Genomic DNA, 13,177 nt, shown 5'->3' on the forward strand with positions numbered 1-13,177 from the left:
AAATTCTGATTTATCCTATTGTTTATTTCGATTTTCTCATCCAAATTTGAAAGAATATAGCCGATTGACTTTTGTATAATCATGGAAGGTAAGTGAACTTTTACCCTTTCAATATTATAAATTGGAAATTTAGGTTGAGTCGAACCGACTATTCCTTTTTTTATTTCGTATTGACCATAAACAGATGATAGATAATAATAAAGGAAATCTGAATCAACTCCATTCAGATTGACTATTTTGGCACAGTTTTCCGTCAAGTTTGCATTATCCAAAGATGCATGCACTTTGGAAACCAGTCCAATGGTACCTACAATTGAAATTATTATGTTATTTGTTCTTACCGTATATTTAGAAATTTTTTGCTGAGTCTTTTCATCAACATACATAATATCTTGATTTAACTGAACAAATTTACTAATATTCATATCCCTAACTCTAATGTACGGGTGATTGTTCCTGTTCTTAGTAAGCTTTTCCCCTTTTGGTAGTCGTTTTCCACCTTTTATTTGAGCAATATCCCCTAATTCAACATATTCCCAATTAGACATTATACCCAATCCCCCTCAAATTCTTCTTAATCTCTTCTTCAAGTTTATGAGATTGGTCGAACAGGTCGCTGAGTTCACTGGTTAACTGATCCATTTTCTGGTCAAAGGGAATACCATCGTCTTTTTCTTCTTCAATGCCGACGTAGCGGCCGGGCGTCAGAATATAATCATTTTCTTTGACCTCATCGAGTGTTGCCGATTTGCAGAAGCCTTTGACGTCTTCATATTTTCCATCCCGATTGCGCCATTGGTGATAGGTGCCGGCAATTTTATCAATGTCTTCCTGACTGAGTTCTCGGTGACGGCGGTCGATCATGCTGCCAAGATGGCGGGCGTCAAGGAACAGGAATTCGTGTGACCGGTCCCGCTGCGTCGCTTGACCCTTTTTATTCCGGTTAAGAATCCAGAGGGAAACCGGGATGCTGACGGAATAGAACAGCTTGTCCGGCATCGCGACAATAGCATCGACCAGATCGGCCTCGAGCAGATTCTTACGGATTTCGCCTTCATTGGATGTGCTCGTGCTGAGTGAGCCATTGGCCAGGACGACACCGGCTGCGCCGCGCGGAGACAGGTGATAAATAATGTGTTCCAGCCAGGCATAGTTGGCGTTACCCTGCGGCGGAACGCCGTAGGCCCAGCGGACGTCTTCGGTCAGTTGATCGCCGCCCCAGTCGCTGATGTTGAACGGCGGATTAGCCAGAACGAAGTCCGCCTTCAGGTTTTTATGCAGATCGTTATGGAACGTGTCGTCCTGATTCGGGCCGATGTCGCCGGACAGGCCGCGGATCGCCAGGTTCATTTTGCAAATCTTCCAGGTGGTTGCGTTCAGTTCCTGTCCATAGATGGCCAGATCGGTCAGACGGCCCTTGTGCCTGGCGACGAACTTACTGCTCTGGACGAACATCCCGCCGGAACCGCAGCAGGGATCATATACACGCCCTCTGAACGGTTCGATCATCGAGACTAATGTCTTAACCACACCGGTCGGCGTATAGAATTCACCGCCGCCTTTTCCTTCCGCTTCGGCAAACATGCCGAGAAAATACTCATACACACGGCCAAGTAAATCCTGTTCACCCGTCGTGTAGAGTTTGATCGTCGACACCAGATCGACGAGTTCGCCGAGCCGCCGTTTATCAATCTCCGGACGGGCATAACGCTTTTCCAGTACGTTTTTCAAGGTGTCGTTATCCTTCTCGATCAGGATCATTGCGTCGTCAATGATCTGACCGATTTTCTCACTCTTGGCATTGTCGCGGATATGTTCCCAGCGGGCTTCTTTCGGCACCCAGAAGATGTTTTCCGCCAGGTATTCATCCCGCTCCTCTTCGAACCCTGCACCTTCATCGACCAGTGCCTGATGCTTCATCTCAAACTTGTCCGATATGTATTTTAAAAAGATCAGCCCGAGCACGACATGCTTGTACTCGCTGGCATCCATACTGCCGCGCAGCTTATCCGCTGCTTTCCACAGTGTTTCTTCAAATCCGATGTTTGCTGTTGATTCTACCATCTGTGTCTCTCCTCAGTAATTGTAATCATCGAGCACGTCAAACAATGCTTGTTCGAATTCTTCCTGCTCCGGTCCGGTCGTAATCTCGCCGGGCAGGACATTCAGATAATGGGCTAAAGCCTGGATCGTTTTTTGAAAAATGATTTCCGATCCGGCCTGTTCGAGAAGTTCGATAATGATCCGATAGTTATCCATATACGGATGCCGGTCCACCTGTTCCAGCGATGCTTTAAACCGCTCGACCAGTTTCTCTTTCTCAATATTCCGTTCAATCTTATTGATCTCTTCCTGATCGTAAACCGGTACCGACTCCAGCTTCTCACCGCCGCGGCTCAGTACCTGTTCCTGACGCTCAATGATCGGCTTCAGCTCAGCCTTCAGCTTCTCCTTCTGGATTTCCAGCTTGTCGATCTCGTTCAATTCGCCGGAAAGCGTGGCGCCGTCGACGTGAAACAGCTTCTCCAGTGTCGGCAAATACTTCTTCGGGATATTCTGTTTGCCTTTCAGCCACAGATTAATATTTTGCTTCTTAATCCCCAGCCGGTTGGCCAGTTCAAGCTGCTGCATGTTGTAGAGCCCAAGTACATACTCCAAACCGATCAATCCATCACCACCCGTTCGGGCATTGCCAATTGTCTCGGTCAATATTATTTTAATTCCGCTTATTGACTGAGTCAATATTTTCTGCTATTTTAATCATGTTGAGAACCCGGCCGGATCTCTTCATACATCATTCCGGAATGATGCAGAACCCAGGCAGGCGCAGCATAACGTGCCGCCGCAACTTATCTCTATTATGGTCAATCCGGCAAAAAGTCTCAACAGTCGGGCCATAATTTAAGCCGGATCAGCCGGCAAACGGATCTGGAAACGTGTTCATGATCTTTTTCTGTGAGTTAGTGTTTATCAAAGGAGACAGAGCAGATGCAATTAACCATTATGCCGGCAGGTCCGGTGGATCAATGTTCACATCTGACAGAAGAAAGTAAAAACGAGTTGCTAAACACGATTGAGTATATGGAGAAAGAAATTGATCATCTGAAACAATCGACCTCAGCGCTTGACGAGGCCCATAAGATCGTTCTGACCGAACAGCTGAAGGGTATTGAGATGGCGCTTGATCTGACCGGTTATACATTAATATATCAGTAAACTTGTAAACTGATAATCAAACTCTCTACAAATTAAAGGAGTGCTTCCTGATGAAAAAGGGATTGCTGGTACCGATTGCTTTAATCCTCATCTTTGCCCTGAGCGCCTGCTCGGAGAATACGGCTGTAGACAAAAGTGGTGCTTCTGAATCAAGTGCTGCTTCATCCTCAACTGCATCCTCAAGCAGTTCTTCATCCTCAGCACCAAAGTCGATTCACAAACTGGCAAAACTTAGCTTTGCCAATACGTCGGCCGGCCAGACGACAAAAGTCGATTCTGCAGAGATCCGTGATGTTTCGGATATGAATCTGGCAGACAATAATTTTGACGATGTAAAATATGCACTTTTAATCCATATGAGTGTTTCAAATAAGGCAAAAGACTCCGCAACAACTTATCCGTCTCAGGGCCATGTAGTGCTCAGCAACGGGACTCAGATCGACGGTCTGGTCGGCGCCGATGTGAATGTGGAAGACGCATTCAAGGATGGCGATGTGGCCAGCGGTGCCAAACTTTCCGGCTATGTCATCTTCCCGCTTAAAGAGGATCAGGCCAAAAAGTTTACCCAGGGCGCGTTCAAATTCGACGTCATGGCCGGAGATGCCATGCTGACACAGAAGAAATACAGTGTTCCGATTCACTTCTAACTTTTAGGGGGAAATCACTTTGAAAAAGAAATTATCCATTAATCTTGCCACCGGTATTGTCGACATTGTGATGGCCGTACTGATCCTGATTTCCTGGTTTGCCGTTTTCGCTGCAGCGTTCGGCGATGTCGCCACCGGGTCGCACGCGACCGGCGGCGTCGGCACCTTCTTCTACGTTTGCGCTGCGATCACGCTCGTGCTTCATATTGTGGCGCTGATCAAATCCCGGAAAGCAGGCATCTCGATCGTCGGGCATGTGCTCGGGATCGTCGGCATGGGCTGCTTCCTGCTGACGATGTTCCTGGCCTTTCCCGCACTGATCCTTGCGATTCTGGCCGCTGTTTTCACACTGATTCAGAAGAATGTGGGCAGCGATCGCTTATCCACCACTAAATAAGACGATTCTTTTGAATGAAAAGCCCTCTGCACCCGGACCTTCGCCGGCTGTTACAGGGGGTTTTATTTTTGAATGAATATTGGAAAATGGGCAACCTATTCAGCGAATTCTAGTTAACTCATCAACAAACGCCGGTCGGCGGGTATACCGATCTTTGAGCTTGTGAATGAGCGTGTATTCCGCTGATCGGATCATCATCCGCCGATCTCATGAATATTCATGCACTGTTTGTCCTTCATTTAAGCAAAAAGCGGATAATGTGACATTTATTCAACATGTAGATATTAATGTATTATTTATACGTATATGTTGATATAATGGCATCTGAAGATGACCTGTTTCAGTCAATGGAAATAGGCCTGTCAGGTAGAAGGGCGCTGATAAAATGATTGCAGAGAATACATTGGACGCCACGATGGCGATGGTTAAGAAAACGATGAATCTGGAAAACCTGGAGAATGAGAATGCCAATCTGGCGGAGCAGGTCTTTTCAGCCCGCAATGTCCGGGTTGCCAATAATGTAACCAAACAGTATGCGATGGACGAGCTGCTTTCCGGCGATGTCAGAAGGGCATTTCAGGACAACTGGATCTACATACATGATTTCAATGCTTACGCTTCCGGAAACCATAATTGTCTGACGCTTGATCTTGCCGAAGTACTCAAAAGCGGGTTCAAAACGAATAATGCCGATATTCGCGAGCCCAATTCAATTTCCAGTGCGATGCAGCTGACGGCCGTGATTATGCAGTGCCAGAGCAATTTGCAGTTCGGCGGCATCGCGGCTGGCACGCTCGATATTGATCTGGCGCCTTTTGTGGAAAAATCTTTTGCGAACTATTACCGGGAAGGCATGAACTATATTTATGAAATTCAGTCTGCGGATGAACCGGTACACTTTCTCAATAATAAGTCTGATTACCCGTCGGACCACCCGTACAGAAAAGCATGCGACTATGCCTGGGACAAGACTGTAGAGGAAACGCATCAGGGTGCTGAAGCCATGATTCACAATCTCAACAGTCTTCAGTCACGGGCCGCTGATCAGCTGCCGTTCACGTCGATTAATTATGGGACGGATACCAGCCCATGCGGCCGTCTGGTGACAAAAAGCATTCTGAATGCCACGATGGAAGGCATCGGAAAGCATCATCTGACACCGATCTTCCCGGTTCAGGTCTTCCAGTACTTTAAAGGGATCAATGACCGGCCGGGTACGCCGAATTACGATCTGTTTCGGCTGGCCATGAAATGTTCCGCCCTGCGGATGTTCCCGAATTATGCGAACTGTACCGCCAGTTATTTCAAGAAACCGACGTGTAAAGAGGAGATTTTTAATACGATGGGCTGCCGGACGCAGATCAGCGACGATCGCTTCGGGATTAAGGGAAATCAGGGACGGGGCAATATTTCCCCGGTAACGATTAATCTGGCGAAGATCGGAATTGAAAATGGGATCTGCCTCGATAAGCGTGTCAAACCGGACATTGACGGATTCTGGTCAACTTTGGACCGGATCTTGCAGATCACGGCGAAGGCGCTTGTTGAGCGCTTCGACTATCAGGGCAGGCAGCCGGCAAAGTCGGCACCATTCATGTATGAAAATCAGCTGATGAAAGGCCGAAAGCTGTCTGCCGACGAACCCGTCCGTGAGGTGCTGAAACACGGCACACTGGCCATTGGTCTGATCGGCCTGGCTAACTGTATGTCGGCCATGTTCGGGAAGCATCAATTTGAAGATGAGGATGTCTGGAATTTTGCTTACTCGGTCTATCAGCATGTCGCCGATTTCAAAAATGCGATGTCGGAAAAATATGACCTCAATTTCTCCGTCTATTCGACGCCGGCAGAAAACTGCTGTTATTCGATCAATCAGCGGCTGGTCCGCGAATATGGCGAGATCAAAGGCGTCACCGATCGCGGCTATTTGACCAACTCCTTCCACTGTCCCGTCTGGTATCCGATTTCCGCTGAAGAGAAAATTCGCAAAGAAGCCCCTTTCCACAAGCTCTCGCGCGGCGGAGCCATTACCTATGTGGAAGTCGACTCCTCGACGCAGCATAACATTCCGGCGATGGAACAGCTCGTGAACGATGCGATGGCGCATGACATTTCCTACTTTGCCATGAATGTCCAGATTGACACGTGCCGGTCCTGCAGCTATCAGGGTCTGATCGATCACACCTGCCCGAAATGCGGCAGTTCGGATATTGAACGGCTCAGACGGATCACCGGCTATCTGACCGGAAGCGTCGAGCGGATGAATATCGGTAAGCAGAAAGAGGTCGCCGATCGGGTCAAGCATACCGGCCGGGGGCATATTCTGTTTGACTGGAGGGATTAAACGTGCAGGCGCTGGTTCATTCCGCAACAAAAATGCGCATTATGCAGATCTATCGTGATTCCGTGGCCGACGGTCTCGGGCTGCGGACCGTGATCTTTTTTGCCGGCTGTGGACAGGATCCGAAGTGTCCGCTCTGCCAGAATCCGGAAGCCTGGTCGGCAGGTGCAGGTAAGGAACTGCCGATGGACACGCTTATTTGTTTAGCCACCGCAACAAAGAATAATGAGATCACGTTCTCGGGGGGCGACCCGCTGACGTTTCAGTTTCCGTATGCACTCGAAGCGGCGCGTATCCTGAAAACCCGTTTTCATAAAAATATCTGGCTGTACACCGGTTACCGCTGGGAATTTATCCGCAAATCAGCGATTCTCTCTCAGATCCTTCCTTATATAGATGTCCTGGTCGACGGGCGGTTTGTCAACCGGCTGCGGGATATTTCTCTGAAGTTCAGGGGATCCTCTAACCAACGAATTATTGATGTTCCGGCGAGTCTTAAGGAAAATCGTGTCATTGATCTGACCGATCAGATTGAGTGAGCGATCCTATGATGCGGAGATCATGATGCGGAGATCAATATCGGTCGAAACAAAGCTATCGGTCTTCGGAGCCGGTTTTTCGGTCTTCGCGAGCGCTCTTCCGGTCTTCGCACTGCTTGCAGGTCACGATGAACCGTTTTGATCGCAACAGGAAAATTTAACAGGCAAAATAATAACGCTGCAGCCTCAAATCTGCAGCGTTTTACTTTTTCAAAACACCTGAGCGAGCGAACAATTAAAAAGCTCGGTCACCTACTGTTTCTTTAAGTTCATCATCAAAATTAAAATCTTCATCCTGAAGCGGTTCGATCGTCACCGGGATCGCGTAGTCGCCGGTCGTTGAGAAGAAATCATGATTGATGGTGGCTGTGTTGATTCCATTGAGGACCATGGCGCTGACCGGACGATGGTCGTATGCCGCTTCGAAGCCCAGATTCTGCAATGCCCGGTTGGCATTGTATCTCAGGTAATCTTTTACCGCTCCGACAAGATGAATCGGCGCGTAGATCGTATCTGTGTACTTGTCTTCTTCAGCCATAAGTCCGTTGAGCAGAGCGGTTCTCTTTTGATCCATCTGCGTTCTTGTTTCCTGATCCATACTTTGATAAAGCCTCTGAGCGACGTATCCGGTAAAACTGCCGTGTATGGACTCATCTTCAATAATCTTGTGGATGATTTCGCCGCACGCAACCATTTTTCCCTGCCCGGCCAGATAGATCGGGTAAAAGAATCCGGAATAAAACGAAAACGTCTCCAGAAAAACGGACGCAACCATCGCCATATAACGCTGCGCCACATTGACGGACTGCCGCGGGGCATACAGCTGATTATAATACTGACTAATCAGTTCATATTTTCTTTGCAGCTGGGGCTGGTTATTCACCCAGTCGGTTAAGTAATAAGCCGACTGCTTCTGAGAGATCAGCGTTGAGAAAATATAGGAATACGATTTGGCATGAATGTGTTCCATCATCGTCATCCAGCCGAATACCGCCTGCTCATGCAGATCATCATGCTGTATGGCGATCAGCGGCATGCCGTTGTCTCCCTGCTCACGGTCCAGACCGGTCAGTCCGGAAAGTACTTCAACATACGCTTTCTGTTCGTCCGGTGTCAGCTCTTGCCAGGCACCCAGATCTCGGGACACTTTAAATCTCTCGGGAATCCAGAACTGCTTAATATTCTGTTCCCAGTATGTTTTGGCAACTTCGTGATCATTGCCGTTCCAATTGATTGCCTTCAATTTATTTCCTCCTCACACCGAACAGCTCAGGCATTCTTCAACATTCAGCAGTTTGGTACGGGTATAATACAGCGATTTCAACCCTTTCAAGTGCGCATAGAGATACAGGCGGGCAAGCTGGCGGGTGCTGGTTCCGCTGTTGATAAATAAAATTGTTGAAATCCCCTGATCAATGTGCTGCTGTATTTCTGCGATCAGATCAATCATCCGATACTGATTGACATGGTAGGCGGATTTATAGCACCAGATGGTATCCGGAGCGAGGAACGGCATGGGATACAGCGTATACGCATTGCCATACTTTCGTCGTTCAATCAAATCAACGACCGGCATCACAGACGGTGTCGCATTCTGCACATAACTGATCGACTGCGTCGGTGCGATCGCCAGGCGGTAGGCATTATAGAGTCCATGTTTCATGACTTGCTGTTTCAGTCTCTGCCAGTCTTCCTGATCCGGCAGATCCATACCGGAAAAAAGCCCGGCAACCGTCTTCGTCCTCGGCAGATAGTCTTGAGCCACATACTTGTCAAAATAAGAACCATCCGCATAAGAAGACCGGTCAAAGTCTTTGAACGTTTCTCCTTTGTTTCTTGCCAGCCGCATCGATTCTTCAATGGAATAGAAGTTGACTGCCATAAAAAAGCTGCGGACGAAGTCACGAGCCTCAGCCGACTCATAACCGATGTGATTTTTAGCCAGATAGCCGTTCAGATTCATGGCGCCGAGTCCGACAGAATGAAGCTCAGCATTGGCTTTACGCACCCCGGGGGCATTCTTAAGATGCGACTGGTCGGACACTTCTGTCAGCATATCCATTCCGGTACGCACCGTCTCCTTAATCGACTGATGTTCCATGACATTGACGATATTCAGAGAGCCCAGATTGCAACTGACATCCCTGCGTATCTCATCACGCGCGCCGTAATCCGTGATCGTTGATGTTTCCTGAAGCTGCTGAATCTCCGTACAAAGGTTGGACATCCTTACTTTCCCAATTCGTTTCAGCGGATGGTTCCGATTGGCATTGTCTTCAAAGAAGATATAGGGGTAGCCGGATTGCATCTGCATCTGAGCAATTTGATTCAGCACTTCTCTGGCATTAACCGAACGCTTCTTCACATCGGGATCCGCACTCAGTTTGTCGTACCAGATGTCCATCTCCATATCAGCCAGTGATTGTGCATACTTTTTAAAGACGGAATGCGGAGCAAACAGGTTCATCGGCTTGTTCCGCCGTGCCAGTTCAAAGAATTTACCCGGTACAATTAAACCAATTGACAAAGTTGCCAGCCGAACGTCTTCGTCTGCATTTTCTTTTTTCGTATCCAGGAATTCAGGCATATCCCAGTGAAAAATATTCAGATATGCCGCACCGGCCCCCGGACGCTGGCCAAGCTGATCCGCATAGGAGAAATCCATTTGCAGCTCGCGGGCGACCGGGACCACGCCCTTAGCAACGCCCTCGATCCCCTTGATATCTTCACCGCGTGCCCGGAGCCGAGACAGATCAATGGCCACACCGCCGCCGATTTTCGACAGCTGCTGCGCTGTGGCATTGATATAATTGATCGAATTAAGCGAATCGTCCATGCTGAGCAGAAAGCAGGACACGAGTTCGCCGCCGCGCACACGCCCGGCGTTCAGATAACTTGGTGTGGCCGGCTGATACCGCTGCTCCATCAATGCGCGTACATACGCTTCAGCCTTGTCCGCATCTCCTGCTGCGTAATAAAGGGCAACCAGCGTATTATGCTGCGCGTAATTTTCAAGATAATATTTTTTATCGTCAGATTTCAATGCGTACTGCTGATAGAATTTCGAAACAGCCATATAGGACTGAAATTGAAAGTGATAATGCTCAGCAACTTCCGCAATACGACGTACCTCTTCCTGACTGTACATTCTGAAAACATCTTCATAATAGTGATGCTGAATCAGGTAATGAAAGCGACTGATCGGATCCGCAAAGGTCTTCATTCTGGGATATACATCATCCTGGAGAAACCGGTCGATCGCTTTACGATCATTTTCCAGTTTGTAGAAGCCATCCGTATCTCGGTCAAGAATTTCATTGTTATACTCGACAGCCGCTGTCCCTGTCATATTGCCTCATCCTCTCTTTGAATTGCCTGACTTCCTCATCGGTCCCGTTCAGTTCAAATTTCATCAGAATCGGCACATGATACGCCCGACTGATTTCATCGGCCGCATGAGCAAAGTTCGATCCCCAGTTTCGGTTCCCGCTTGCCGCCACCGCATACAATCTGCTTCTGTATTTCTCTAGGAAACGCATCACCTGCTCCGGTGCCTGACCGAATCCGACCGTGTTGGTCACGAAAACAAACGGGTGGTCAACGTCATTAATATGGTCCATTGACCGATGAGGGAGCTGCACCTTTTCGAGAAACCTCCTGACATTTCCGGTCATTGAATGGAAAATGATATCCATGACTTCTCCCCCTCAAAGCTAAGCGCTTCTGCATATTGTATATCATAAGCGATTTAATGTCTATATATAGATATATCTATTTTTTATGTGACTCTTCTAACAGACTGGTTGAAACATGGATTGAATTTGATCACAGGCATAATTCGAAAACGTAATAACTTTTTTTCCAAGGGCTGAACGTCTTGTCAAACTGTTTTCGATGATCTATTCTGAAGAAGCAATCAGAAAATGAATAGGTATTGTGAATGATGGAATCAGGTGAAATTCCTGAACGATCCCGTCACGGTGACAGTCCGGTCTTTCCTTCACAATCGTTAACGACAAAACCACTTGCGGTAGACAGGTCAGGGAATAAGCCCCCATTCTATTGAGTGGGGGCTTCATTTATAGACGTGAAGATAAGGGGAGCTCTAAGAAAATGAAACGATTCACAGCCATTATATTAACCTTTTTATTAGCCATTCTGCTGCCGTTCACTGCATCGGCAGCGACCGGAAATGATTTTCAGCAACACCTTACATCTCTTGAAAGTCACGTTCAGTCGGGTCAGCTGGCCAAGTCAATCAAAGCCGGGCAGCTGGACGACTGGTCGCTGATCAGCCTCGCCAGGGACAATGTACTGACCCAGGAAAATAAGAACAGCAGTCTGAAACTGCTGGCCGAACGGACCGACCTCTCCGGTCAGAATCTTGAGAAGACGATCATCAGCCTGAAGGCGCTCGGGCAGGATCCCTCCCGGTTCAACAGTCAGGATCTGACAGCCAAGTTGGCCGGTGACACGTCGCTGAAGGGCATCTATGATGATGTTTACGGTCTTATTGCACTGACCGGGAGCAAGGTTCCGGCAGATGCTGTTAATACACCTGATAAACTGATCGACACGATTCTGAAACTGGCTGCCCCGGCACCCAATGGCGGAGGCGGCAACGGATGGGGTTTCGATCCGGCCACACCGGATGTGGATACAACCGGCGCGGTACTTGCCGCTCTGGCTCCATATCAGAGTGAGCCGAAAGTCAGTGAAGCGATTAACCATGCTGTTGATTATCTCGCAGCAGTGAAAAGTCCTGATGGCGGGTTCTCAAATTACGGGGAAAATTCGAATACCACTGCTGAAGCAGTAATTGGGCTGACCGCTGTCGGCATCAACCCGGCAACGGATCCCCGCTTCAATAAGAACGGAAAGAATCCGCTGACCTACCTTTATCCGTACGAAAAACCGGATGGCGACTACTACTGGAGTGCCAGCTATCCCGGGGATCCTGTGGTCTCGAATGATGAAGTGCTTAAAGCTTATGTCGCCTACAAAGTTTTCCTCTCCGGCGGCAAACTGTTCGTTTTCCCGGCAGCAACGGCTTCGGCTCCGGTTGTGAAGACGCCGTCCACCAATGAACCGGCGCAGCAGCCAGCAAAAACAAGTACGACATCTTCCGGTGCGGCAGCAACGCCGAAAACAGCATCTAAACAAACAACGTCAGCAGTTGCCTCAAAGACCAGCCAGCCGGTTTCTGCGTCCCGAGCGGTTACTAAGCTTGCTTCCGCCGAATCACCGGCGGCGCAGCAGCCGGTATCAGGCAGCGCTGTGTCAACAACGGCTGCCGCACCTGAAACCAGCGCTTTATCCGGGAGCCCTGCGGCGGTAAGCGCAAAGAAGCAGACACCTGAAAAACGCAGTGCTAAGAAAAAAGCAGAGGTAAAACAGGCCTCATCAAAACAAGCCTCTGCTCCCGGCAACACAAAAAGTGCACCGCAGACAAAAGCGGTCCGAAGCACCAGAGTTAATCCGGTTATTCTGATCGCCGGAATCATCGTCGCTCTGCTCGGTGCAGCTGCATTGATTTTCAGAAAAATGATCTGGAGACGCCGCGCATGAAAAAAACACTTCTCACCATTATTCTGCCGGTCATTGCCATACTCGTCGGCATCGGACTCGTCATCGGCAGTTTTCACGCTCAGACAAAAACAATTCCATCGCACAACCCGATTGCCGCGCAGTCCGTTTCTCATGTGTCATCGGCACCGGACACGAGCAGCAGCGGGAAGCAGAAGCCGCAGCACCAAGGTACAGGAAAAGCGAAGACATCGAACTCCCAGCGGGCCTCGCTAGCAAGTTTCAGCAGCAAGAACAACAGCAGTGTACCGAAAACGGGCAGTTCTTCTGCATCCAGAACAGCAACGTCGCATACCCATACTGCTGCCTCAACCGGTAGTACAGTTCAGGTACAGACATCCGGGAAAGGGGCATCAAATGCAGCGACACATGAATCGCATGCCGCATCTGTAGCGTCATCACAGTCAGGTGCTTCGCCCGCTTCATCCGGTATCTCATCAAAGCAGGCGTC

The 13,177-nt window shown here is 48.7% G+C and carries 13 protein-coding genes and 1 riboswitch; of the genes, 7 read left to right on the forward strand and 6 right to left on the reverse strand.

What is annotated here, in order from left to right:
* From D889_RS0113970 to D889_RS0113980, 3 genes are all read right to left on the reverse strand, one after another.
* A partial coding sequence (locus D889_RS0113970) for a restriction endonuclease subunit S (protein WP_018962431.1) occupies nucleotides 1-548 on the reverse strand: 548 nt, incomplete at its 3' end.
* Complete coding sequence (locus D889_RS0113975) at nucleotides 541-2,064, reverse strand: class I SAM-dependent DNA methyltransferase (protein ID WP_010632804.1); 1,524 nt, start codon at nucleotides 2,062-2,064, stop codon at nucleotides 541-543. The genes D889_RS0113970 and D889_RS0113975, both read right to left, overlap by 8 nt.
* 12 nt (nucleotides 2,065-2,076) lie before the next feature.
* Nucleotides 2,077-2,667, reverse strand: a complete 591-nt coding sequence (locus D889_RS0113980; RefSeq protein ID WP_010632803.1) for a YdaS family helix-turn-helix protein — start codon at nucleotides 2,665-2,667, stop codon at nucleotides 2,077-2,079.
* A 321-nt stretch (nucleotides 2,668-2,988) separates the two neighbouring features.
* Here D889_RS0113980 and D889_RS0113985 point away from each other — a divergent pair, with 321 nt between their 5' ends.
* The 5 genes from D889_RS0113985 (at nucleotide 2,989) to nrdG (ending at nucleotide 7,140) form a co-directional block, all read left to right on the forward strand.
* On the forward strand, nucleotides 2,989-3,216 hold the full coding sequence (locus tag D889_RS0113985; RefSeq protein ID WP_010632802.1) for a hypothetical protein: 228 nt from the start codon (nucleotides 2,989-2,991) through the stop codon (nucleotides 3,214-3,216).
* Nucleotides 3,217-3,266: 50 nt separating this feature from the next.
* Entirely contained in the window at nucleotides 3,267-3,863 is a 597-nt protein-coding gene (locus D889_RS0113990; protein ID WP_010632801.1) for a DUF4352 domain-containing protein, read from the forward strand.
* Between the two features lie 19 nt (nucleotides 3,864-3,882).
* Complete coding sequence (locus D889_RS0113995) at nucleotides 3,883-4,260, forward strand: hypothetical protein (protein WP_010632800.1); 378 nt, start codon at nucleotides 3,883-3,885, stop codon at nucleotides 4,258-4,260.
* Between the two features lie 385 nt (nucleotides 4,261-4,645).
* The gene (gene nrdD, locus D889_RS0114000; protein ID WP_010632799.1) at nucleotides 4,646-6,604 is read left to right on the forward strand and encodes an anaerobic ribonucleoside-triphosphate reductase; all 1,959 of its coding nucleotides are present in this window, start codon (nucleotides 4,646-4,648) and stop codon (nucleotides 6,602-6,604) included.
* Between the two features lie 2 nt (nucleotides 6,605-6,606).
* The gene (nrdG, locus tag D889_RS0114005; RefSeq protein ID WP_010632798.1) at nucleotides 6,607-7,140 is read left to right on the forward strand and encodes an anaerobic ribonucleoside-triphosphate reductase activating protein; all 534 of its coding nucleotides are present in this window, start codon (nucleotides 6,607-6,609) and stop codon (nucleotides 7,138-7,140) included.
* Nucleotides 7,141-7,375: 235 nt separating this feature from the next.
* Here nrdG and nrdF read toward each other — a convergent pair whose 3' ends face one another.
* Genes nrdF through nrdI form a run of 3 tightly spaced genes read right to left on the reverse strand, consistent with a single transcriptional unit; the run spans nucleotide 7,376 to nucleotide 10,835 of the window.
* A complete protein-coding gene (gene nrdF, locus D889_RS0114015; protein WP_010632797.1) occupies nucleotides 7,376-8,383 on the reverse strand; it encodes a class 1b ribonucleoside-diphosphate reductase subunit beta in 1,008 nt (335 codons plus the stop codon).
* A 12-nt stretch (nucleotides 8,384-8,395) separates the two neighbouring features.
* Nucleotides 8,396-10,489, reverse strand: coding sequence for a class 1b ribonucleoside-diphosphate reductase subunit alpha (gene nrdE, locus D889_RS0114020; RefSeq protein ID WP_010632796.1), 2,094 nt, complete (start codon nucleotides 10,487-10,489; stop codon nucleotides 8,396-8,398).
* Nucleotides 10,461-10,835, reverse strand: a complete 375-nt coding sequence (gene nrdI, locus D889_RS0114025; RefSeq protein ID WP_010632795.1) for a class Ib ribonucleoside-diphosphate reductase assembly flavoprotein NrdI — start codon at nucleotides 10,833-10,835, stop codon at nucleotides 10,461-10,463. Before nrdI ends, nrdE begins: the two co-directional genes overlap by 29 nt.
* A gap of 238 nt (nucleotides 10,836-11,073) precedes the next feature.
* A riboswitch (adenosylcobalamin-variant (AdoCbl-variant) riboswitch) is annotated at nucleotides 11,074-11,147 on the forward strand.
* Between the two features lie 106 nt (nucleotides 11,148-11,253).
* Between nrdI and D889_RS0114030 the strand changes: the two genes are divergently transcribed.
* Both D889_RS0114030 and D889_RS0114035 read left to right on the forward strand, forming a co-directional pair.
* Nucleotides 11,254-12,708, forward strand: a complete 1,455-nt coding sequence (locus D889_RS0114030; protein WP_010632794.1) for a prenyltransferase UbiA — start codon at nucleotides 11,254-11,256, stop codon at nucleotides 12,706-12,708.
* Nucleotides 12,705-13,177: hypothetical protein (locus tag D889_RS0114035; protein ID WP_026291245.1), on the forward strand; the 473-nt coding region annotated here is incomplete at its 3' end. The genes D889_RS0114030 and D889_RS0114035, both read left to right, overlap by 4 nt.

The organism is Sporolactobacillus vineae DSM 21990 = SL153, assembly GCF_000377985.1.
Classification (GTDB): Bacteria; Bacillota; Bacilli; order Bacillales; family Sporolactobacillaceae; genus Sporolactobacillus; species Sporolactobacillus vineae.

Coding starts and splice junctions, on each gene's coding strand:
- nrdI (WP_010632795.1), bottom strand. CDS start 10,835: ATGGATATCATTTTCCATTCAATGACCGGAAATGTCAGGAGGTTTCTC.
- D889_RS0113975 (WP_010632804.1), bottom strand. CDS start 2,064: ATGGTAGAATCAACAGCAAACATCGGATTTGAAGAAACACTGTGGAAA.
- D889_RS0113990 (WP_010632801.1), top strand. CDS start 3,267: ATGAAAAAGGGATTGCTGGTACCGATTGCTTTAATCCTCATCTTTGCC.
- nrdE (WP_010632796.1), bottom strand. CDS start 10,489: ATGACAGGGACAGCGGCTGTCGAGTATAACAATGAAATTCTTGACCGA.
- nrdD (WP_010632799.1), top strand. CDS start 4,646: ATGATTGCAGAGAATACATTGGACGCCACGATGGCGATGGTTAAGAAA.
- D889_RS0113985 (WP_010632802.1), top strand. CDS start 2,989: ATGCAATTAACCATTATGCCGGCAGGTCCGGTGGATCAATGTTCACAT.
- D889_RS0114030 (WP_010632794.1), top strand. CDS start 11,254: ATGAAACGATTCACAGCCATTATATTAACCTTTTTATTAGCCATTCTG.